The organism is Halopenitus persicus, from assembly GCF_900107205.1.
Taxonomy (GTDB): Archaea; Halobacteriota; Halobacteria; order Halobacteriales; family Haloferacaceae; genus Halopenitus; species Halopenitus persicus.
In genome coordinates this window covers 524,516-547,184 of the sequence record NZ_FNPC01000001.1, presented here as the reverse complement: position 1 = coordinate 547,184, position 22,669 = coordinate 524,516, and the positions used below count along the sequence as shown (strand labels likewise).

Sequence of the window (22,669 nt, the reverse complement as noted above, 5' to 3'; positions counted from 1 at the left end):
TCTTCCACCCCGTCGATCCGGACTCACCCGATCCGAACACGCCGGGGCGCAAGCGATAATGGATCGATATATGACACGTTGTGGTCCGGGCGCGTCGGGGTCCGCCGCGCGGCGGAGTCTTTAGTGGCGACCGCACGGACCGCTCGCGTATGGAGTACTACGAGGCGGTAGCCGCGCTGGAGGGGTTGCCGAACCTCCGGCCCGACCTGGGGACGGACGCGACCGCCTCCCTGCTGGAGCGGCTTGGCGACCCCCACGAGGCGGTCCCGGCCGTGCAGGTCGCCGGCTCGAACGGCAAGGGGAGCACCGCGCGCGTCCTGGCCCGTATCCTCCGGGAGGCGGGCGCCGACGTCGGTCTGTACACCTCGCCCGACCTGAACGACCTCCGGGACCGGATCCGGGTGAACGGGCGGCGGATCCCGGAACGGGAGGTCACCCGGTTCGTCGCGGAGAAATGGCCGGACGCGGTCGCGGCCGCACCGGACGGTGCCGAGCCGACGTTCTTCGAGGCGTTCACCGGCCTCGCGCTGTGGCATTTCGCCCGACGTGACGTCGACGTCGCGGTGCTCGAGGTCGGCATCGGGGGCCGCTACGACGCCACGAGCGTCGTCGATCCGGTCGCGGCCGCGGTCACGTCGGTGAGCCACGAGCACACGGACGTTCTGGGCGAGGACCTCCCCACGATCGCCCGCGACCTCGCGCAGGTCGCGCCCGCCGACGCGCCGCTGGTCACCGGCGCGACCGGGGACGCCCTCGCGGCGATCCGGGAGGTGACCGACGTCGTGACGGTCGGGGCAAACGACGGGACGGACGCGGAGACGGTCGACGTTCGCGTGGCCGAGACGGCGACGTCCGCACGCCGCCCGCCCGCGTCCGTCGTCTCGATCGACGGATCGGATCTCGACGCCGTCGACGGAGTGGGTCTCGACGCCGGTGACGAGCCGCCCCTCGACCGGCGGGCTCTCGACGTCCGAACGCGGACGCAACTGATCGGGAGCCATCAGGCGGTCAACGCCGGGATCGCCGCGACCCTCGCCGTCCAGGTCGGTCGCGAAACGGCGCGTGCCGGCCTCGAGCCGACCGTAGCCGACGTGGCCGCGGGGATCCGGAACACGACCATCCCGGGCCGCTTCGAGGTGTTCGACGACGAGCCGCTCGTGGTGCTGGACGGGGCGCACAACCCCGCCGCCTGCGCGACGGTCGCCGACACCCTCGACCGGTTCGACTACGAGGACCTCCACCTCGTTCTCGGCGCGGTACGCGAGAAGGACCACGTCGGAATGGTTCGGTCGCTGCCCGACGCCGACCGGATCCACCTGGCTGCGCCCGCGGTCGACCGCGCCGCGGACGTCGGAGCGCTCGAGGCGGCCATCGAGGCGACCCTCGGGAGCCAACGGGAGGTCGGCCCCGACGCCGCGGTGGACGCGACTGCCGCGGCGTGCGCGTCCGTCGATGCGGACGCCGCGGTGGGCGCGCTCGATACGGTGGAACGCCACGGGTCGGTTCTCGACGCGGTCGAGCGCGCGATCGCGGCGGCCGATCCGGGCGACTGCGTGCTGGTCACGGGGTCGCTGTACGTCGTCGCGGAGGCCCGCGACCGGTGGACCCGCGCCCCGCGCGTCGTGCGCGCCGACGTGCCCGACCGGGCGCGGTCGGTGATGCGGAGCGCGAACGTCCCGAAGCCGGCTCGCGAGCGTCACGCGGACCGGTTTTCGGGGGTAACGGTTCGGTTCCACGCCCGGCTGGAAACGGCACGCGAGCTGGCCGACGCGATGGAGGACTGCGGCGGCACCGGCGTCGTCTCCGGGCTCGACGCCCCGGACCGACACGTCGAGGTCGTGCTCTCCGGCACGCGCGCCCGGTTCCGGACGCTGCTCGGCCGGCTCCGGGAGTCCTCGCCCGCGGACCGCCGACTCGCGTCGGCGATCGCGACCGCGGTGGAACGCGAGCGGACCGCGGTGGATCGCGGCCGGACCGCGGTTGATGGGATCGAATCGGACCGGAACGGGAAGGAACGAACCGAAACGGGAGACCACGACGTCGACGAAACCGGGACGAACGACGTCGACGAAACCGGGACGAACGCCGCCGACGCGCCCCCGTGGCGCGACGGCACGGCGGTGATGGGGATCCTCAACGTCACTCCGGACTCCTTCCACGACGGCGGCGACCACCACGCCGTCGAGGCGGCGGCGGAGCGCGGTCGCGAGCTGGTCGCGGCCGGCGCGGACGTGCTCGACGTCGGCGGGGAGTCGACGCGTCCCGGCGCCGACCCCGTTCCCGCGGCGGTCGAGCGCGAGCGCGTCGTCCCGGTGATCGAGCGCCTCGCCGAGCTCGACGTCGCGATCTCGGTCGACACCCGGAAGCCGTCGGTCGCCCGAGCGGCCCTCGGGGCGGGCGCGGACGTCGTGAACGACGTGACCGGGCTGGCCGACGCGCGGATGCGGGCGGTCGTCGCCGACGCCGGCTGTCCGGTCGTCGTGATGCACAGCCTCTCGGCGCCGGTCGACCCCGCGGAGCGGTATCCCTACGACGACGTCGTCGACGACGTGTTCGACGCGCTCCGCGAACGCCTCCTGCTCGCCGAACGAGCCGGGATCGACCGCGAGGACGTGATCGTCGATCCGGGACTCGGGTTCGGGAAGCGCCCAGCCGAGAGCTTCGAGCTGCTCGACCGGATCGGGGAGTTCCGGGCGCTGGGCACGCCCGTGCTCGTCGGCCACTCCCACAAGTCGATGTTCGACGCCGTGGAACCGGAGACCGGTCCGGTGGCGGCCGACGCCGCGGATCGGAACGACTCCGACCGTCTCGCCGCGACGATCGCGGCCACGGCCCTGGCCGCCGAACGGGGCGTCGACCTGGTCCGGGTCCACGACGTCGCCGAGAACGTCGCGGCGGTCGGAACCGCCGCAGCAACCGCGGCGTCGGTCGGAGCGAACGCGGACCGGGACGCGGATGGTTCGAGCGCGGACCGGGATGCGGATGGTTCGAGCGCGGACCGGGATGCGGATGGTTCGAGCGCGGACCGGGATGCGGATGGTGCGAACGCGAGGCCGGACGACGTCCCGTGATCGGCGTCGGACCGCCGAAACACGACGTATCCGAATTATGACTGTTTGTGCCCCTCCGCCGGCGATCACGGGACCGATCCCGAACGAGGCGGTCTTTTAATGTCGTCGGGGGATCGATCCCCGAACGAGTATGACATCGGGACCCAATAGCGCGGATCACGATGCGGGAACGGACGCGGGATCGATCCGTCGGTCGATGACCCACCGACCGACGACCCACCGATCGACGACCCATCGGCGGCGGACGCGGACGGGTGAGCGCCGATGAGCGAGAGCGACCTTCCCGGGAGCGCGGAGACGGTGATCCTCGGCGCCGGGATCGTCGGGAACAGCCTGTCGTATCACCTCGCCCGGTACGGCCGGGAGGACATCGTCCTCATCGACAAGGGGCCGCTGCCGGACCCCGGCGGGTCGACGGGCCACGCGTCGAACTTCCTGATGCCCGTCGAGCACTCCAAGGAGATGACCCACCTCACCCGGCGCAGCATCGAGCAGTACAAGGACTTCGACACGTTCACCAACAGCGGCGGGATCGAGGTCGCCCGCACCGACGAGCGCGTCGAGGAGCTGAAACGCCGCGTCCAGTCGGCGAAGTCCTGGGGGGAGCCCGGCGAGCTGCTCACGCCCGAGGAGGTCGAGGACATGGTTCCGTACGTCAACACCGACCTCATCAAGGCCGGCTTCTACAGCCCCGGTGCGGGCACGTGTGACCCCCTTCGAGCCGGCGAGGTGATGCGGTCGCGGGCCGACGCGATCGCCGCCGGCGAGGTCGACCCGGCCGACGCCGGCGACCTCGAGCCCGACGCGGACGTGGTTCCCGCGTCGGAGCGTAGCGGCGACGGCGGCCTCCACCTGTCGCCGAACACCGAGGTCCTCGACCTCCACGTCGAGGGCGGGGAGATCACGGCGGTCGAGACGGACCGCGGGACGATCGAGGCCGACGAGGTCGTCATCGCCGCCGGGCTCTGGAGCCCGAAGCTCGCGAAGATGGCGGGCGTCGAGATCCCGCTGACGCCCGCGGTCCACCAGATGGTGAGCGTCGGGCCGATCTCCTTCTTCGAGGACTACGAGGGGGAGATCTCCTTCCCGGTCGTCCGTGATATGGATACCCAGATGTACGAGCGCCAGCACGGCAACGACCTCGAGGTCGGCTCCTACCAGCACCGGCCGATCCTCTGGGACGTCGAGGACGTGCCGTCCATCGAGGAGGCGCCGCTGTCGCCGACCCAGCCGCCGCTCACCGACGACGCCTTCGAGCAGTCGATGGAGGACGCCCTCGAGATCGTCCCCGATCTGCTCGACGACCCCGAGGCCGGCGTGCGCCACGAGATCGACGGGCTGCTCTCGCAGACCCCCGACGGCGCGCCGCTGCTCGGGGAGCTGCAGGACGTCGACGGGCTCTGGTCCGCGGCGGCGATCTGGATCAAGGAGGCCCCGGCGATCGGCGAGGCGATGGCCCAGCGGATGACCCGCGGCTGGACCGACATCGACATCCACGGCTCCGACGTCAACCGGTTCTACGAGTACGGCACCTCCCGCGAGTTCGTGAAGAACCGGGCCCACGAGGGGTTCCAGAAGATCTACGGGATCGTCCATCCCGCCGAGCAGTGGCAGTCCTCGCGTCCGCTCCGGACGAGCCCCTTCCACGACCGGCAGGAGGACCTCGACGCCCGGTTCTTCGAGGCGGCCGGCTGGGAGCGCCCCCAGTGGTTCGAGTCGAACCGGGACCTGCTGACGCGGTACAACGAGGAGCTCTCGGGGCTCACCCGTCCCAACGAGTGGGACTCGCGGTGGTGGTCGCCGATCATCCTCGCCGAGCACCTGCACATGCGCGACAAGGTCGCGATGGTCGGGGATATGGGCTTCACCATCTTCGACCTCGTCGGCCCCGGCGCGACCGAGTTCGCCGAGCGGATGGCGGTCGGCCGGATGGACGTCGACGTCGGGCAGTCGGTGTACACGCCGATCCTCGCCGAGAACGGCGGCTTCGTTTCCGACCTGTCGATCGTCCGGATCGGGGAGAACCGCTACCGGGTCATCACCGGCGGCGGGATGGGCGGCGCCGACAAGGCCTGGTTCCGTGGCCACCTGCCGGAGGACGGGTCGGTCCAGTTGATCGACCAAACCTCCGCGCTGTGTACCCTCGGCGTCTGGGGACCGGACGCCCGGAACCTGGTCGACTCCGTGGCCGAGGAGGACATGTCCCACGAGGCGTTCCCGCCCTACACCGCCCAGAAGATCACGATCGGCGAGGTCGACGCGTGGGCGCTACGCATCTCCTACGTCGGCGAGCGCGGCTGGGAGATCTACGCGCCCAGCGAGCAGGGCGGCCGGCTCTGGGACACCCTCTGGGAGGCCGGCCAGGAGTACGACGTCCGCCCGGTCGGGATGGGCGTCTACGGGACCACCGGCCGGATGGAGAAGGGATACCGCCTCTACGGCCACGAGCTGGAGCTCGAGTACGACCCCGCCGAGGCCGGGCTGACCTTCCACGGCGTCAAGGACGCCGACTTCATCGGCAAGGAGGCGTACGCGGAAGCGATCGAGGAGGAGAACGCCGCGACGCTGTGTACCCTCTCGGTCGACGACCACCTCTCCGAGACCGGCGAGCGCCGGTTCATGCTCGGCAACGAGCCCGTGCTCGACCCCGACGGCGAGGTGATCGTCGACGAGGAGGGGCGTGAGTCGTACGTCACCAGCGCCGGGACCGCCCCGAGCCTCGGCAAGCACCTGCTGATGGCGTATCTCCCGCCGGAGTACGCCGAGGAGGGCCAACAGCTGTCCGTCGAGTACTTCGGCGAGCAGTACCCGGTCACCGTCGAGGTCGCCGGCAGCCGGCCCCTGTTCGACCCCGACAACGAGCGCATCCGGAGCTAGCGGGACTGTCGGAGGTCGCTCCACCGGCCGGATGCGGTCCGGCCGGACCAGTTGGCAGCCACCGACGACCACCGTTCCCACACGACGATCATCCACCGACGACCGCCAGCCGTCAACGACCACCAGCCGCCAACGACTACCACCAACGACCACCAGCCGTTTACAACACCCATCACCCACCACGTATGAACACGCTCGCCTGCGTCAAGCGCGTGCCGGACACCGGCGCGAAGATCGTACTGACCGACGACCAGCGGGGGATCGACACGAGCACCCTCGGGTTCACGATGAGCCCGCACGAGGAGTGCGCCCTCGAGGAGGCGGTCCGGATCGCGGAGGACCGCGACGGGACCGCGACGGCGCTCACCCTCGGGCCCGAGGCGGCCGACGAACAGCTCCGAACCGCCCTCGCGATGGGGGCCGACGAGGCCACCCTGCTCGAGACCGAGGACGGGGAGTGGGGCCCGGTCGACACCGCGACCGCGATCGCCGACTACGTCGCCGAGGCGGAGACCGACTTCGACGTCCTGCTCGTCGGCAACGAGTCGGCCGACGCCGCGAACTACCAGGTCGGTACCCACTTGGCCGGCCAACTCGACCTGCCGTTCGTGGCCGGGATCAAGTCGCTGGACGTCGCGGACGGCACCGCGGTCGCAAAGCGCGAGGTCGGCGGCGGCGAGGAGGTCTACGAGGTGGACCTCCCCGCGGTGATCGCCGTCAAGGAGGGGCTCAACGAGCCCCGGTATCCCTCGATGCGGTCGAAGATGCGGGCCCGGAAGCAGGAGGTCGCGTCGGCGGCCCCCGACCCGGCCGGCGCCGACTGCCTGGAGATGGTCCGGCTGGAATCGCCCGCTGACGACGAGGGCGCCGCCGAGATCCTCGGCGACGGTCCCGACGCGGCCGCCGACGTCCTCGAGGTGCTGCGGGACGACGTGGAGGTGCTGTAGGATGGTCCTCGCGATCGTCGAGGCCGACGGCGACGCGCCCGCCGAGTCCTCGCTGGAGGCCGTCACGCTCGCACGGGACGTGGCCGACCGAACGGACGAGCCGCTCGAGGCGGTCGTCTTCGACGTGGCCGGGCCGGGCGAGGACGCCGCCGGCGGATCGGTCGGCGACGCCCTCGCCGACGATCTCGGCGAGTACGGCGTCGACGACGTTCACGTCGTCTCCCACGACCGCCTCGACGCCTACGCACCCGAGGCGTACGCCGCAGGGATCGAAGCGGTCGTCGAGGACCGCGACCCCGACGCGGTCGTGGCGCCCGGCAGCGACCGCGGCCAGGAGGTCCTCTCGCAGGTCGCCGCGAACCGCGGGCAGTCGATGGCGGCCAACTGCCTGGCCGTCGAGTCCGTTGACGCGGACGCCGACGCCGGCGGCGACGCGGTCGAGCTCCCGGACCCGGACGGCAGCTACGCGCTCACCCGCCAGCGATGGGGCGGTACGCTCATCGAGGAGGCGCTCCTCGGCGGCGACCCGAAGCTGCTCACCGCCGCCGAACACGAGGTCGGCTTCGAGCCGGCCGCCGACCCCGCCGCCCCGGCAGTCCACACGGTCACGCCCGACCTGGAGGACGCACACTTCCGCGTACAGGTGGACCGCTACGAGGAGTCCGACGAGGAGGGCGTCCCGCTGGGCGAGGCCCGGGTCGTCGTGAGCGGCGGCCGCGGCGTCGGCGGCGCCGACGGCTACGACAAGCTCGAGGAGCTCGCCGACCTCCTCGGCGGGGCGGTCGGCGCCTCCCGCGCCGCCGTCAACGAGGGGTGGCGCCCGCACGACGACCAGGTCGGCCAGACCGGCGCGAAGATCTCGCCCACCCTCTACATCGCCTGCGGGATCAGCGGCGCCGTCCAGCATATGGTCGGCTGCAAGGGTGCCGACACGATCCTCGCGATCAACACCGATCCCGAGGCCGCGATCATCCAGAAGGCCGACTACGCCGTCATCGCCGACCTCCACGAGGTCGTGCCGGCGCTCAACGAGGCGATCCGCGACGCGCAGTGACCGCGGCGGTCGAGTCGACGACCTCCGTTGGAAGGCCCGGTCTCGTTCCGCGGGACTGACCGCGGATCACCCGCGGTCGGACCGGTCGTCCGCAGCGCTTTCCTCGTCGGTCTCCGCGTTCTCCGTCCCGTTCTCCGCGTTCTCCGTCCCGGTCTCGGCCCCATCGCTCGCGGCGTCCGATCGACCGCGTCCGCCGGAGCCGGGAGCATCCATGTCCTGCAGGTCCGGGCGTTCGGGAACGAGCGTGATGCCACGACGCGCGAGCGCGTGGCGGAGCTGGCCGATCGCCGACCGGTGGCCGCGCTCGTCGCGCCGGAAGGTCGCCGCGAGGCCGCCCATCGCGGCGAGCGCGAGGACGGCGACGGGGCCGCCCGCCAGGACCGCCACGTCCTGCAGCGGCTGGGCGTTCCCGAGCAGGAGGACGGCGGCGGCGACGACGCCCTGGATGACCCCCCACAGGACGACGCTTCCGGTCGTGGGCGCCCGCCCGCGCTTCGTCGCGAGCACCGAGACGACGAGCGTGGAGACGGCCGCGGAGGTCGCGATGAAGACGACGATCAACGCCAGGAACGCCAACAGCAGCAGCCGGCTCAGCGGGAGCGCGGCGAGGACGGGGAACCCGGCGACCGCCTCGGATCCACCGTAGGCGTCGACGGCGTTGAGGACGTTCGCGCGCCCGGAATGCTGGAGCGCGAGGGTGGTGCCGCCCATCACGAGGAACCAGGTCATCGAGGCGAGCGCGGTCGCGCCGACCGCGGTGACCGTGACCGTTCGGACCGTTCGTCCCCTGGAGACGGCCGCGAGGAAGAGGCCCGCGAAGGGGGCCCACGAGAACCACCACGCCCAGTTCCAGACCGTCCAGTCGACGACCCAGCCGCCGTCCCGGAACAGGCTCAGCGGGACGAACTCGACGAGGTAGATCCCCAGCGCCCGTCCGCCACGTTCGAGCACGAACGACCGGGGCCCCACCGCCAGGAGCACGAGGACGAACGCGGCGAAGAGGGCGACCGTCACGCCCGAGAGCCGGCGGATTCCCCGATGGACGCCGGTCGCGGCCGCGATCACGGCGGTCGCGGTCAGCCCGACGACCAGCGCGATCGGGCCGAACGCGCCCGTGATGACGTCCCACTGGTACTCGATCCCCACCAGGAACTGCCGGCCGACGAACGCGATCGACGTGCCGACGCCGCCGACGGTGGCGAAGACGGCGAGGACGTCGACGGCGCGGACCCACCGCGAGTCCAGCCGGTCGAGGCCCACGAACGGCGCGAGGACCGTCGAGACGCGCAACGGCGCGCCCCGGTCGTGGACGAAGTACGCGATCGGGAGCCCGACCACGAGGTAGGTGCTCCAGGCCGAGACGCCCCAGTGGAACAGCGCGTACGCGAGCGCGCCGTCGATGGCCGCGGCCGACCGCGGCGCCGCGTCGAAGAACGGCGGCGGCGTCCGGTAGTGGAACAGCGACTCGGCGGGGCCCCAGAAGACGATCCCGGCCGCGATCCCCGCGGCGAAGAACAGCGCGAAGTAGGTCGGATAGGTGTAGGACGGCTCGGCGTCGGCGCCCCCGAGCCGAACGCTTCCCCACGGACCGACGACGAGGACCGCACAGAACAGGACCGACAGGAGGACCGCCGCCAGAAGGAGCCACGCCAGGTCCGTGAACACGAACCCGGTCACGGCCGCGACCGCCGTGCCGGTCGCGTCCGGCGCCCCGATCCAGACGAGAAAGAAGGCGAGCGTCCCGACGATCGGCACTCCGAAGACGATCGGATCCTGTCGCTCGACGAACGGGAGGATCACCGGACGGAGCCGTCCGTGGCGGATGTACAGGAGCCGACGCACGGTCGGGTCCTGTGTGTCGGCGGCGTCCGCCTCCGGATCGTCGTCGGCCCGCGTCGGCAGCAGCGCGAGCCAGGAGAGACCCGTCCCGAAGAAGACCAGCGCGACGACGACCCAGCCCCGCCCCGAGACCACCGAGCCGACGAGCCACGGGAAGAAGAACCCGGAGATCACGACGACCCCCGAGAGCACGAACACCGGGGCCAGCGTCGCCCGGAGAACGCGCTCGACCACAGTGTCCCTCGTTGACATAGTACAATGTATGCGGCCCGATGTAAAGGCGTATCGTCGGCAGCGGTCGACGTGACGGTCCGTGCCGGCGCCCCGGACGAACGACGGAACCGGAGGGAGTGTCATTCGGTGGCATACCCTTATGTTCCGAACGGCCGTATCGCCGTTCGTGTCGGGAGACCAACGCGATCGGCGACCCGAGCCCGCGGTCGAGGAGCTGTTCGAGCATCCGGAGCGGGTCCGGCTGGTCGAGTGGGCGGCCGCCTCGGGGCCGAAGACGTCGGTGGTGCTGTCGGCGACGGTCGCGGTCCTCGCGTTCATCACCGGCCTCTCGGACCTGAGCGCGACGACGGTCTCCCTGGCGGGGCCGCTCGGCGGCCTCTTTCCCGGCGCGACCGGGCTGGTCCGGCTCTACGGCGTCTTCTTCGCCTTCCTGATCGGGGCCGTGACGGTCGGGCTTCGTCGGCGCCTCCGGCTGGCGTGGTACGGCGCGGTGCTCGCGCTCCCGCTGGCGGCGCTGTTGCCGCTGTTGACGGCCGACCCGACGGACGTCCCGCTGTTTGCCGCCGCCGTCCTCGCGGTCGGCCACGTGCTCGTGAACCGCGAGGAGTTCGACCGGGCGGTCGACCTCACCGCGTTCCAGACGGCGGCGCTGGTGGCGTTCCTGGCCGTCCAGGTCTACGGCACCGTCGGAACCTACGCGCTGCGCGAGGAGTTCGTGGGCGTCGAGTCGGCCACCGACGCCGTCTACTACATCGTCGTCACCGGCACCACCGTGGGCTACGGGGACGCGACGCCGACGACCCAGCTCACCAAGCTGTTCACGCTGTCGGTCATCGTGCTCGGGACCGGCTCGTTCACCGTCGCGACGGGGTCGCTGCTCGTCCCGGCGATCGAATCGCGGATATCGAGCGCATTCGGGAACATGAACGCATCCGAACTCTCCCTGCTCGAGGACCACGTGCTGGTCCTCGGCCACGGCGACGTCACGGAACCGCTCCTGGAGGAACTGCGCGGCACGACCGACCTCGTGGTCGTGACGGCCGACACGGAGACGGCCGCCGGGCTCCGCGAGGACGGGGTTAACGTGGTGACCGCGGACCCGACCGACGCAGAGGCGCTACGCGGCGCCCGGATCGCCGACGCCGCCGGCGTGGTCGTCGCCACGGCGGACGACGCCAACGACGTGTTGGCCGTGCTCGCGGCCCGACAGGCCAACCCCGACGTGCGGATCGTCGCGGCGGCGACCGACCGCCGGCACGTCGACAAGCTCGAGAACGTGGGTGCCGACCGCGTCATCACGCCGACCGTCATCGGCGGCCGGCTGCTCGGCCGGGCCGTGATGGACGGAACCGCCAACCCGGTCGAGGACGTCCTCGCCGAGTCGGCCGACGCGGCCGACGCGGACGCCGCGGCCGACGCGGCCGACGCGGACGCCGCCGACGGACGCTGATGGCACCGAGAATCGGTGGTCTGCCGGGAATCGGTGGTCTGCCGGGAATCGACGGCCCTGCCGACGACTGCCGCCTCCGACCGCCGGCTTCGCTCCACAACATATCGGATATTAGTTACTTATTGTTTCGCGACGGGAGACGCGTGGCACGACTTCCGTGAAGGAGGGCCCGCAGTCACCGATTCCGATCGGTTCGACGCCGAATGCGTCCGAAATCGGCGCTCCGGGACCGGTGGGCATCGTCGACGGCGGCGTCCGCCCAAAGTTATTTTTACGTGATATGTGTATCGGTAACGAGGGACGCTTATGTACGACACCATCCTGATCCCGTACGACGGGAGCGACGAAGCGCGGCGTGGCGCCGAGCACGGAATCGAACTCGCGGCCGCCCTCGGGGCATCGGTCCACGCGCTGTACGTGGTCGACCTTCCGGGCGCGCCGCGAACGGTCTACATCCGCGACGACGAGGAGCAGATCCGCGAGGAACACCGGGACTACGGCGAGCGGGTGACCGAGGAGCTGTGTGAGATGGCCGGCGAGCAGGGCGTCGAGTGCACCACCGCCATCCGGTCGGGATCGCCGGCGGAGGAGATCGTCGACTACGCGGAGGAGCACGGGATGGACGCCATCGTCCTCGGGAGCGCGTACCAGGGCAAGTTCCGGGCGATACTCGGCGGCACCTCTGACAAGGTCGTCCGCACCTCATCGGTGCCCGTGATAACCGACCGGATGTCCGTCGAGGACTGATCGGCCGGTCACTCCTCCGCCGTCCGGTCGGCGACCCGGCTCTCCCGGAGGTAGATGACCAGACTCGCGGCCAGAAAGCTCATCCCGGCGGCCGTCAGGCGGTCCGTTGACATCGCGATCAGCGCGACCGCGAACAGGCCGACAGCCAGCGCCGCCAGCGCGACCGCGATCGGGTCGCCAGTCGTGGGGATCTCCATCGTCGTTCGTCCCACCAACGACGCCCGTCCCCGAATACGTTTCCCTCGTGGGGTGGCCACCTTCTCGGGGAGCGGTCAGTACGAATGCCGGAACTCCCAGTGGTACCGACAGGCGTCGCAGGTCGCCCACTCGGGAAACCCGAACCGCTCCGGATGTCGCGTCCCGTGTTGCATCTCGGTGCGACAGACCGGACACTCGAACGCGATCAGCTCCAGATCCGCGAACTCGTCGCCGTCGAACGTCGCACGACACCGCGGACAGTCGATGGCGTCGTGGGCGTGCCGCTGGTAGATCCGGCTGCCACACTGGGGACACGCGAGCGTCGCCGGCGGCCGGTTGCGCCACCCCACGGACCCGTCGATGGTCGTGGTCGCCGTGTCGACGCTCGAGAGCCGGAACTTGTTCGGTCCGTCGCCGCGGCGCAGCGGCGCGACCAGTCGTTCTCCGACACGCTTCAGGCCGACGAGGAGGGCGTGTAACGCGCCCGTCACGTGGTATCATTCAGCACACATAGACATAAATCGCTCGTCGAGCCGACAGCTTTTCCGCCCCGTCTCCCCACGAACGTGGTATGTGTTCGACCCACGCGGCGGGAGCTTCGACCCATGTGGCACGGGCGTCGACCCACGTGGCACGGGCGTCGACCCACGTGGCGCGGGCACTCGGCGTCCTGATCGCGCTCGCGGCGCTGCCGGGCGTCGCCGCCGCACGGACCGTCGCTCCAGGGACGGTCGGTCCCGCGACGGCCGCCCCGACCGCGGTCGTTCCGCCGATGGTCGCTCCCATCATCGTCGATCCGGCGCTGGTCGATCCGTCGTCGCCGGTCGTCAGGGCGGTCGGGTCGTTCCTCCTCGTCGCGGCGTTCGGCGGCGGGATCCTCGTTCGGCGGCGCGACCTCCTCGAGCAAGCGATCGCGGACACGATGGCCCGACCGGCCGTCGCGGTCCTCTACGGCCTGGTGGCGTACGGCCTCGTCGCGTTCGCCGGGCTGTACGCCAACGACCTGCTGACGCGGCTCGGACTCGCCGGGCCCCCGGTCGGCTACCTCGCCGCCGTCGTTCTCGTCGTCGGCCTCTCGCTTCTGGGCGGCCTCGGCTTCCTGGTCGTCGGGACGATCGTGACCGACCTGTTCGGCGGGCGCCGCGCCCGCAGCGGGCTGGTTGTCGGCGCCGCGCTCAGCGCGGTCGGCTGGCTGCTCCTCCCGGGCCCGGGCGCCGCGGTCGTCTGGATCGCGGTCGCGTCCGTCGGCGTCGGCGGGCTCACCAGAACGTGGGTCCATAGCTCGCGGACGGTTCCTCCGGACGCCGACGGCTGACGTCGGCGTCCGCTCTCGCCCCGCGCGAGCGGTCGCTCCGCGCCGGCGGTCGACGCACGCCGCGAGACGGGGCGAGACGTCCGGGCCCCGAACCACACTTCACGCTCGGCGCCCTCGATCCGGTATGCGACGCGTAACGCTCCAGATCGACGGCGGGATCCTCGAGTGGGCCGGACAGGCGGCCGCGCTCGCCGGCACGCTGCTTTTGGTCCTGTTCCTCGTGGCGCTCGGCGGGATCGCGTACAAACACCTGCGCGGCGACGGGATCGAGTGGCCCGACGACCGCACCGGCGAGGGAGGTTCGGGCGTCGACCGACGTGGTCCGGAGGCTGACGGCGAGCGCGACTCGGGAGACGAGGAGGACGGCACGACGCTGCGGCGCGGGGACGAGGACGACGAGTGGAAGTACTACTGACGGACTCGAATCGGACTGTTGCGTTCCGAGGCGAAAGGAGCCGGAGACCGGGTTAGCGGGAGCCGGAAACCGGACCTAAAAGCGGGAGCCGGAGACCAAGCCGAAAAAAGGTGGTTCGTCGGCGGGACGGTTCGGGCGACCGGAGCGACGCGGTCCCGGGCTCAGTCACCCCCCACGGCCTCGTCGTCCTCGGCCGAGATGTCGGTCACCATCTGGTCGCCGGTCGTGACGACCTCCACGTCCTCGTCGTCGGTGAGCTCCTCGATCGTCTCGGCGAACTCCTCGGATTCGAGGATGTCGTACTCGTTGCTGAGTCCGAGATAGACCGTGTAACACATCAGACAGAGGATGAACGCGAACGGCAGGCCGGTCGTGATCGCCGCCGTCTGCAGCGCGCCCAGGCCGCCGCCCCACAGCAGGATCGCGGCGACGATGCCCTCGGTGACCGCCCAGAAGATGCGCTGGGCTCGCGGCACGTCGTGTTTGCCGCCGGAGGTCAGGTGGTCGATGACCAGCGACCCGGAGTCCGAGGAGGTCACGAAGAACGTCATCACGAGCAGCGTCGCGAGGATCCCCGTGACCGCGCCCAGCGGGAACTGTTCCAGCATCGCGAACATTGCGACCGTCTGGCCGAGCTCGTTGTAGGTCGCCATCGCCGCGCCGCTGCCCTCGAGGGTGTTGAACAGCGCGCTCCCGCCGAAGGTCGACAGCCAGAGGGTCGAGAACAGCGCCGGCAGGAACAGGACGCCGAGGACGAACTCCCGGACGGTTCGACCCCGCGAGATGCGCGCGATGAACATTCCCACGAACGGCGACCACGCGATCCACCAGCCCCAGTAGAAGACGGTCCAGGCGGTGACCGTCGAGCCGCCCTGGCCGAGCGTCCCGGTGAAGAAGCTGATCGCCAGGATGTTGCCGAAGTAGGCGCCGAGGCCCTCGACCCACGTTCCGAAGATGTAGACCGTGGGACCGACGATCAGCAGGAACCCGAGCAGGGCGAACATCAGGTAGAGGTTGATCGTGCTCAGTCGCTTGACGCCGCCGTCGAGCCCCGCGGCGACCGACAGCGTCGCGATCCCGGTGATGACCGCGATGAGCGCGATCTGGGGGATCGTTCCCGTCGGGATGGCGAACAGGCCGAGCATGTCGCCGCCGACGTAGGAGAGTCCCGTGTTGATCTGTGCCACGCCGAGCCCGAGCGAGGTCGCCAGGCCGAACAGCGTCGCGAACACCGTCACGAGGTCGATGACGTGGCCGGGCCAGCCGTAGATCCGCTCGCCGAGCAGCGGCCAGAAGATCGACCGGAACGTCAGCGGAAGGCCGCGGTTGAACGAGAAGAACGCCAGCCCGAGGCCGACGAGGCCGTAGATCGCCCACGGGTGGAATCCCCAATGGAAGAACGTCTGGGCCATCGCGGCCTGGGCGGCCGCCCCGGTCCCGGCCTCGACGCCGAAGAAGCCGGGGACCGTCTGGAGATAATACAGCGGCTCGGAGACGCTGAAGAACATCAGCCCGATGCCCATCCCGGCGCTGAACAGCATCGCCATCCAGGCGAAGTCGCTGAACTCCTTTTCGGCCTCGACGCCGCCGATCTTGATCTTTCCGTACTTGCTGAACGCGAAGAACAGCAGCGCGACGATGAAGACGTTCACCGCGAGCAGGTAGAACCAGCCGAAGTTCTCCCCGATGAAGTTGAACAGCCACGTGTACGCGCTCGCCGCATCCTCGCCGAGCCCGATCGTCAACACGATGAATACGGCGATGATCAACAGCGCGACCGGAAACACGATCGGGTGGATGTCGAACCCGAACTTCTGGATGTTGGTGTCGCCGGGCTCCCGGTCGGAGTCGGGGTGGAACAGCTCCACCTGCAGCCCGTCGGACATCTCGCCGACGGCCTCCTCCTCGCCGTCGCTCATGTGCTCACCCCCCGACGAACGGTTCTGGCGTTCGACGCACGATACCTCGCTCCGTTCGGTGGCGCGTCCGCCGGAGTCTCCGTGTTGATAGGTACCATATGACAGCGCCTCGATGTATGTAAGTACAGTATCATTAATAAACGTTCATCCGTAATTATGGCGGTCTTTAAATACGATCCGTCGGTCGGACCGCCCGCCGTCGCCGTTTCGCGCCCGCTCCGTTCCGGTATCGCACATCGAACCAACCCGGAACCGGACGGTCCGACGCCGGACGGAAAACGTCGTCGGACCCGCTCACCCGTGCCGAACTCACGCACGATCGGCGTCGGTGGCGAGCACGTTGACGTCGGGGTGGTTGATAACGTCCACCGGATAGCCGCTCTCGGCGATCGCGTCGACGATCCGGCGGGCGTGTTGTGCCCCGCTCGTTTCGACCTGGAAGATGAGGTAGGCCTCGCCGACGTCGAGGTCCTCGAGCGCGCGGTCGTGTCGCACCGTCTGGATGTTCGCGTCGTGGTCGGCGATCAGGCTGGATATCTCCGCCATCTTGCCGGGCCGGTCCTCGATGTGGACCCGCAGCCGGAGGATCTGTCGGCGGCGCGTCAGCGCGTGGACCAGGACGGTCCGCAGCATCGTCATGTCGAGGTTGCCGCCGCACAGCAGCGGCATCACCGTCTCGCCGGCGACGTCGAGGTCGTCGCTCCGGATCGCGGCGACCGAGGCCGCGCCGGCGCCCTCGACGACCTGCTTGGCCCGCTCCATCAACAACAGGATCGCGTCGGCGATCTCGCCGTTCGTCACCGTGACGACCTCGTCGACGTGGCGCTCGATGATCGACAGCGTCAGCTCCGAGATCCCGCCGGTCGCGATCCCGTCGGCGATCGTGTCGACCGACTCGAGGGTCTGGGGGATCCCCTTCTCGAGGCTGTCGGGGACGGTGGCGGCGCCCGTGGCCTGCACGCCGACGACGCGCGTCTCGGGGCTCAGCTCCGCGACGGCGGTGGCGATGCCCGAGATCAGCCCGCCGCCGCCGATCGGGACGACGATCGTGTCGGCCTCGGGGACGTCCTCGCACATCTCGATGCCGAGGGTCCCCTGGCCGGCGACGATCTCCGGATCGTCGAACGCGTGGACGAACTCGGCGTCGGTCTCGGCCACGAGCTCCTGGGCGTACGCCATCGCCGCCTGGAAGTCCTGCCCGACCAGTTCCACGCTCGCGCCGTACCCGCGGGTCGCGTCCACCTTCGTCTGCGGGGCCGTCGTCGGCATCACGATCGTGGCGTCCACGCCGAGGGTGGTGGCCGCGAGCGCGACCCCCTGCGCGTGGTTGCCCGCGCTCGCGGCCACGACGTGGTCCGGATCGCCCGTCTCGAGACACGCGCGGATCTTGTTGTACGCCCCGCGCGTCTTGAACGACCCCGTCCACTGGAGGTGCTCGAGCTTCAACATCACCCGGTCCGCCCCCGTCATTTCCTCCAGCGAGGTGCTGCGCTCCACGGGCGTGGGTTTGACGACCGTCGGATCGTCGATCCGCTCGGCTGCCGCCTCGACGTCGGCGAACGTGACCGTCACGCTCCCGCCGTCGGTAGCGAGTTGGTCGCGTTCGCCGTCGGTTGCGAGTCGGTCGCGTTCGCCGTCGGCCGCGAGCCGGTCGCGTCCCCGTCTCCGGTCGTGGGGCGGAGCGGTCACGGGCGATCACCGACCCTGATCCGTCGGCTCCCGCCCGATCGTTGTGTGTGAACAGGAGGCATAGTCCATCGGAAGACGGGATCCGACCGCCATCAAGATGACGCCGATCGCCGCCGAGCGGTCCGTTTCGTGTGAAACGAGGCCTCCCGTCCACAACACGTCAAATACCCGTGGGGTGTTGTCGCCGAGTCGGCCGACGCCACGAGCGGGAAAGACCTAATGACGGTGTCGGCCCTTGTCGCATCCAGTCGGTTCGCCGCCCGTGTCGGGAACCGGCCCCACTTCACAATGTCACTCGAGACTTCGACGACGGACGACGGGGCGGCGACGCTGCTCGCCGATCCCCGATTCGAGCTGATGCCGTTCGACAGCTTCGGCGAACAGATGGCCCACCTCCCCGACGGCGCGGCGATCGCGGTCACGACCTCGCCGACGCTCGGGATCGACGCCACCGTCGAGTGGACCGAGACCGCGAGCGAGGCGGGCTACGAGGTCATCCCGCACGTCGCGGCCCGGTACGTTCGGGACCGGGAGCACCTGGATTCGATCGCCGGGCGGCTCCGGGAGGCCGGGGTCACGGACGTCTTCGTCCCCGGGGGCGACCGGGAGGAGCCCGCGGGCGAGTTCGAGTCAGCCCACGACCTGCTCGTGGCGCTGGAGGAGCTCGAGTACGAGTTCGAGGAGGTCGGCATCACCGGCTATCCGGAGGGCCACGACTTCCTGAGCGAGGCGACCCTCGCGGAGGCGATGGACCGGAAGGCGCCGTACGCGAGCTACCTCGTCACGCAGCTGTGTTACGACCCCGAGACGATCCTCGAGTGGATCGGGACGATCCGCGACCGCGGCGTCGACCTCCCCGTCGAGGTCGGCATTCCAGGCGTGATGAACTACCAGCGGCTGCTCGGCATCTCCAAGAAGGTCGGCGTCGGCGACTCGGTTCGATTCCTCCGGAAGACCAGCGGCGTCCTCGGATTCATCAAGGAGCTCGTCGGCTCGCGCGGCCAGTACACCCCCGACGAGCTGATCGACGGGCTCGCGCCGCACGCCGCCGATCCCCACTACGACATCCGCGGCGTCCACATCTACACCTTCAACCAGGTGCCGGACACCGAGTCCTGGCGGCTCGGCCGGCTCGAGAGCTAACGACTCGACGTCGCACGTTCGTGCCGACGAGAGCGCTACTTGCGACGAGAGCGCTACTTGCGACGAGAGCGCTACTTGCGACGAGAGCGCTACTTGCGACGAGAGCGCTACTTGCGGCGGTAGACCACGCGGAGGCCGCCACGGCGGCGGAACAGCCGCGTCAGGAACCGCTCGACGCGGCCCGGCTCGGTCGACGGCAGCGGGGCTCCCGGCAGGTAGTTCTCGAAGTCGACGGATCCGTCGGTTCGCGATGCGTCATCGTCGGAAGCGGGATCGCTTCCGGTGGTGGACCGGGTCGTCATATCCGTTCGTCGGGACCCGACCCGTGAAAGGATTCCGAAATCGACCGTAGAGGGTGGTATACTGCCTCATACCGCCGGTTGGATGTCGTCTCCGGATGGACCCACCGCGGCTCAGCCCACGGTGGAGGATCGCTCCGTCCCGCCGGTCACACCGCGTCACGTCCGCAACCACAACCCATACTATATTCGATATGTAGTGGTTTAGAGTCCGGTTTCGACCGAGCAATTCGGATCGGTGATCTCGTTCTCTCTCCGGGTAAATGCACTGTATGAGGCCTGAAAAGCCATATTCGGAGATCGGATCGGATTCCGAACACGTCGCGGTCTCGAAAGTGACGCCTTTCTTTTATAGTGGTGGGGAACTGACACCGTGTACCGATGTCACAAGACGACCATCCGAACCATCCGAGCGTCGACCAGTCCGACCGCGTCCTTCCCAGGAACCTCCGACAGACGGGGGATCCCGGCATCGAGATGCTGGTGTCCACGCGCGTCCGCAAGTCGCCCTTCTTCCACAAGTCGTTCAACGAGGAGGGCGCCTGGCGGTGTACGGTTTACAACCGGATCTATCACCCGCGCGGGCTCGTCGAGCCCGAGGACGGCGGCGCGATGGCCGAGTACGAGGCGCTGACGAACAGCGTCACCCTCTGGGACGTCGCCGTCGAGCGCCAGATCCGGGTCAAAGGCCCCGACGCCGAGGCGCTGACCGACTATCTCATCACGCGCGACGCGACCGACATCGAGCCGATGCACGGGCGGTACGTCATCCTCTGTAACGAGGACGGCGGGATCCTCAACGACCCCGTCCTGCTGCGGGTCGCCGAGGACGAGTTCTGGTTCTCCATCTCCGACTCCACGCTGATGCAGTGGATCCAGGGCGTCAACGTGGGGATGGACTTCGACGTCGAGGTCGACGAGATCGACGTCGCGCCGATGCAGATCCAGGGACCGCTCTCGGAGGACGTGATGGTCGAGGTGGTCGGCGAGGAGGTCTCGGAGATCCCCTACTACGGTCTGATGGAGGCGGAGATCAACGGCGCCGAGGTGCTGGTGAGCCAGACCGGCTTCTCCGGCGAGAAGGGCTTCGAGATCTACGTCAAGGACGCCACCAAACACGCCGAGCGCGTCTGGGACCCCGTCCTCGACACCGTCAAGGACCACGGCGGGATGCAGATCGCGCCGGGCCACCACCGGCGGATCGCGGCCGGCATCCTCTCGTGGGGACAGGACATGGACCACGAGACCTCGCCGTTCCAGGTCAACCTCGGCTACCACGTCCCCGACGACAAGGACGGCGACTACATCGGCAGGGAGGAGCTGGAGCGGCAGAAGGCGCGGATCGAGGACGGCGAGTATCCGTTCAACCTCAAGCTCGTCGGGTTGAAACTGGCCGGCGAGCCGATCCGCGATTACGCGTCCGACTTCTGGCTGATCTCCGACCCCGAGACGGGCGAGGAGTGCGGCTACGTCACCTCGCCGTGGTGGAGCCCGGACCTCGAGACCAACATCGCGCTCGGGTTCGTCCCCGCCGAGAAGCTCGAGGCGCCGCTCGACGACCGCGTCTACGACGCCGACCTCGACACCGAGTTCCGCGTCCACCTCCCCGACGAGTACGCCGAGGAGCCGGGCGAGCCGGTGTTCGCGACCGTCGCGAAGGTGCCGTTCAAGGAGTCCGTCAACCCGAGCGCCCGCGAGCAGGCCAAGCTGAGCGCCAAGCAGGAGGCCGAGGAGTAATACGCGGAGGAGGGCTCAGCCCCGCCGGCGCTCGCGCTCCCGGTAGACCGGGCGGAGGTCGGTGGCGTCCTTGTCGTACCCGAGCCAGACGCTCAACGCGGCGGCCGCGAACACGAGATACACCGGGAAGCACGCCACCAGGAGGAAGCCGACGAGGAGCAGCGAGGCCTCGCCCGCAGCGTAGAGGCCGGCCATCGCGACCACGCCGAGAACGGCGGCGGCGATCAGTCCCAGCCGGAACGCGTGCGCGGCGTCCGGGCCCGGTGCGGTCTTCACCCGTTCCATTGCGTCACGGTCCGTGATGCGGGAATAAAACGGTGTCACTTCGCCGGTTTCGCCGTCGCGTGTCACCCAGTGACGACCTCGCACGGCACCGTCGGCCGATCCCATACGACACCGTCGGCCGATCCCATCTGGCACCCTCACGGCGGATCCGCCCGACGCCGACCGATTTAAAAACCTTCATAATTCATCGTGTGTCTTCATGCGGCCGCAGCGCGATGGGTCCGTATATCATGGGCATCGGTAACCGACTCCAGGAGCTGGGCCGGTTCCTCGACGAGTGCGAGCGTCGCGGCGAGGCCGTCGACGACGTCGACGTGGCGGCGATCACCGGCGTCGAGGCGGACCGACTCACGGCGAACCTCGAGGTGACGCTCTCGATCGATCCGACCGCGGACCGGACCGCCCTTCGGGACCCGCGTGTCGGCCCCGACGGAACCGTGCGGTTCGCGCTCGCGTCGACGACCGAACTGACGCCCGCGACCGACCACGACGTCGCGGCGCGTCCGACCGGCGCCGATCTCGGCGCGGACGGGACCGTCACGGTGACGCTCGCGGCGACGGTTCCGGCGGATGGCCCCCGGGCCGACGGGTTCGATCCGGCCGTCGAAGCGGATGGGGACGCCGAGACCGGGAACGCCGAGGTCGCGGCCGATGTCGCCGACGTCGACGCGGCCGTCAGCGAGGACGACGCGGATGCGGGCGCCGCCGAGGACGACGCGACCGAAACGGCGCTGCCGACCGTGGCGGGATCGGAGACGGCCGAACCGGGTGAACCGGCGGACGCTGACACGTCGGCGACGGCGTCCTCCGTTGACGGCCAGGCGGCGTCGGTCGATGCCCGAACGGACCCGGACGATCGCGAGACCGCGACCACGTTCACATCCGACCGCGACGTGCCGCCGTTTAAGGATCCCGACCTGCTGGCGGAGGTCTACGAGGCTTGCGGGACGTTCGCCGAGATGGCCGATGCCCTGGAGATGGACGTCACCGGCGAGACGGTCCGCCGGTACATGATAGACTACGACATCCACGAGCCGAACACCTACCGGACCGGCGACGCGGCGGACGACGCCGACGACCGGCGGGACGACGCGACGTCGGCGACCGGCCCGTCGACCGAGACCGACCGGCCCGCCTCGGATTCCGATTCCCGCGACGTCGATCACCCGACCCCGTCCGCCGACGCCGACCAGCCCGTCGTCCTCTCGGACGGGATCGGTCTCCCGGAGGACGTGACCGTCGACGCGCTCATCGAGACGGTGATGCGGTCGAACACGATCTACGAGGTCAAACGCGACGTCGACGTCGACCGCGAGGACGCCCTCGAGCTGCTCAGGGAGCTGAACCTCCTGGAGTTCGTCGTCGGCCAGCTCGCCACCGAGGGGGAACGCGAGACGACCCGCGAGGACATCATCGAGTGTCTCCGCGAATCCTCGGCCGCGCAGTGACT

At 69.9% G+C, this 22,669-nt stretch carries 18 protein-coding genes; 11 read left to right on the top strand and 7 right to left on the bottom strand.

All coding sequences use genetic code 11. From position 1 onward, the window contains the following. Positions 1–149 precede the first annotated feature (149 nt). From folP to BLV25_RS02725, 4 genes are all read left to right on the top strand, one after another. A complete protein-coding gene (gene folP / locus BLV25_RS02740; RefSeq protein WP_092730645.1) occupies positions 150–3,071 on the top strand; it encodes a dihydropteroate synthase in 2,922 nt (973 codons plus the stop codon). Between the two features lie 264 nt (positions 3,072–3,335). Next, positions 3,336–5,948: a GcvT family protein gene (locus tag BLV25_RS02735; RefSeq protein WP_092730643.1), complete on the top strand. Its 2,613-nt coding sequence runs from the start codon at positions 3,336–3,338 to the stop codon at positions 5,946–5,948. Between the two features lie 185 nt (positions 5,949–6,133). After that, a complete protein-coding gene (locus BLV25_RS02730) occupies positions 6,134–6,895 on the top strand; it encodes an electron transfer flavoprotein subunit beta/FixA family protein (protein ID WP_021074992.1) in 762 nt (253 codons plus the stop codon). Position 6,896: 1 nt separating this feature from the next. Further along, the gene (locus tag BLV25_RS02725; protein ID WP_092730641.1) at positions 6,897–7,949 is read left to right on the top strand and encodes an electron transfer flavoprotein subunit alpha/FixB family protein; all 1,053 of its coding nucleotides are present in this window, start codon (positions 6,897–6,899) and stop codon (positions 7,947–7,949) included. Positions 7,950–8,015: 66 nt separating this feature from the next. Here the strand turns inward: BLV25_RS02725 and BLV25_RS02720 are convergent, their stop codons facing one another. Next, positions 8,016–10,040 carry a BCCT family transporter gene (locus BLV25_RS02720; protein ID WP_092730640.1) on the bottom strand — a complete coding sequence of 675 codons (2,025 nt, stop codon included), beginning with the start codon at positions 10,038–10,040 and terminating at the stop codon, positions 8,016–8,018. A gap of 148 nt (positions 10,041–10,188) precedes the next feature. Here BLV25_RS02720 and BLV25_RS02715 point away from each other — a divergent pair, with 148 nt between their 5' ends. Together BLV25_RS02715 and BLV25_RS02710 are read left to right on the top strand one after the other, a co-directional pair. Further along, on the top strand, positions 10,189–11,472 hold the full coding sequence (locus BLV25_RS02715) for an NAD-binding protein (RefSeq protein ID WP_218128594.1): 1,284 nt from the start codon (positions 10,189–10,191) through the stop codon (positions 11,470–11,472). Positions 11,473–11,778: 306 nt separating this feature from the next. Continuing rightward, positions 11,779–12,219 carry a universal stress protein gene (locus tag BLV25_RS02710; protein WP_021074988.1) on the top strand — a complete coding sequence of 147 codons (441 nt, stop codon included), beginning with the start codon at positions 11,779–11,781 and terminating at the stop codon, positions 12,217–12,219. An 8-nt stretch (positions 12,220–12,227) separates the two neighbouring features. On the opposite strand, the gene BLV25_RS02705 is transcribed toward BLV25_RS02710, so the two are convergent. Together BLV25_RS02705 and BLV25_RS02700 are read right to left on the bottom strand one after the other, a co-directional pair. After that, the gene (locus BLV25_RS02705; protein ID WP_092730636.1) at positions 12,228–12,416 is read right to left on the bottom strand and encodes a hypothetical protein; all 189 of its coding nucleotides are present in this window, start codon (positions 12,414–12,416) and stop codon (positions 12,228–12,230) included. 75 nt (positions 12,417–12,491) lie between these two features. Next, a complete protein-coding gene (locus tag BLV25_RS02700) occupies positions 12,492–12,908 on the bottom strand; it encodes a hypothetical protein (RefSeq protein WP_021074986.1) in 417 nt (138 codons plus the stop codon). Between the two features lie 116 nt (positions 12,909–13,024). Here BLV25_RS02700 and BLV25_RS02695 point away from each other — a divergent pair, with 116 nt between their 5' ends. Together BLV25_RS02695 and BLV25_RS02690 are read left to right on the top strand one after the other, a co-directional pair. Next, complete coding sequence (locus tag BLV25_RS02695) at positions 13,025–13,732, top strand: hypothetical protein (RefSeq protein ID WP_143114373.1); 708 nt, start codon at positions 13,025–13,027, stop codon at positions 13,730–13,732. A gap of 124 nt (positions 13,733–13,856) precedes the next feature. Continuing rightward, positions 13,857–14,147, top strand: coding sequence for a hypothetical protein (locus BLV25_RS02690; RefSeq protein WP_021074984.1), 291 nt, complete (start codon positions 13,857–13,859; stop codon positions 14,145–14,147). Positions 14,148–14,308: 161 nt separating this feature from the next. Here BLV25_RS02690 and BLV25_RS02685 read toward each other — a convergent pair whose 3' ends face one another. Then, positions 14,309–16,066, bottom strand: a complete 1,758-nt coding sequence (locus BLV25_RS02685) for a BCCT family transporter (protein ID WP_021074983.1) — start codon at positions 16,064–16,066, stop codon at positions 14,309–14,311. Positions 16,067–16,375: 309 nt separating this feature from the next. Continuing rightward, positions 16,376–17,638 (bottom strand): threonine ammonia-lyase, encoded by a 1,263-nt coding sequence (gene ilvA / locus BLV25_RS02680; protein WP_092730770.1) that lies wholly within the window; start codon positions 17,636–17,638, stop codon positions 16,376–16,378. Between the two features lie 405 nt (positions 17,639–18,043). Between ilvA and BLV25_RS02675 the strand changes: the two genes are divergently transcribed. Beyond that, a complete protein-coding gene (locus BLV25_RS02675) occupies positions 18,044–18,898 on the top strand; it encodes a methylenetetrahydrofolate reductase (RefSeq protein WP_021074981.1) in 855 nt (284 codons plus the stop codon). A gap of 107 nt (positions 18,899–19,005) precedes the next feature. On the opposite strand, the gene BLV25_RS02670 is transcribed toward BLV25_RS02675, so the two are convergent. Beyond that, a complete protein-coding gene (locus BLV25_RS02670) occupies positions 19,006–19,200 on the bottom strand; it encodes a hypothetical protein (RefSeq protein WP_021074980.1) in 195 nt (64 codons plus the stop codon). A 378-nt stretch (positions 19,201–19,578) separates the two neighbouring features. Between BLV25_RS02670 and BLV25_RS02665 the strand changes: the two genes are divergently transcribed. Next, positions 19,579–20,934, top strand: a complete 1,356-nt coding sequence (locus BLV25_RS02665; RefSeq protein WP_092730632.1) for a glycine cleavage T C-terminal barrel domain-containing protein — start codon at positions 19,579–19,581, stop codon at positions 20,932–20,934. 15 nt (positions 20,935–20,949) lie between these two features. Here BLV25_RS02665 and BLV25_RS02660 read toward each other — a convergent pair whose 3' ends face one another. Beyond that, positions 20,950–21,219, bottom strand: coding sequence for a hypothetical protein (locus tag BLV25_RS02660; RefSeq protein WP_021074978.1), 270 nt, complete (start codon positions 21,217–21,219; stop codon positions 20,950–20,952). A gap of 230 nt (positions 21,220–21,449) precedes the next feature. On the opposite strand from BLV25_RS02660, the gene BLV25_RS02655 reads away from it, so the two are divergent. Beyond that, a complete protein-coding gene (locus BLV25_RS02655; protein ID WP_092730630.1) occupies positions 21,450–22,667 on the top strand; it encodes a hypothetical protein in 1,218 nt (405 codons plus the stop codon). Positions 22,668–22,669 lie beyond the last annotated feature (2 nt).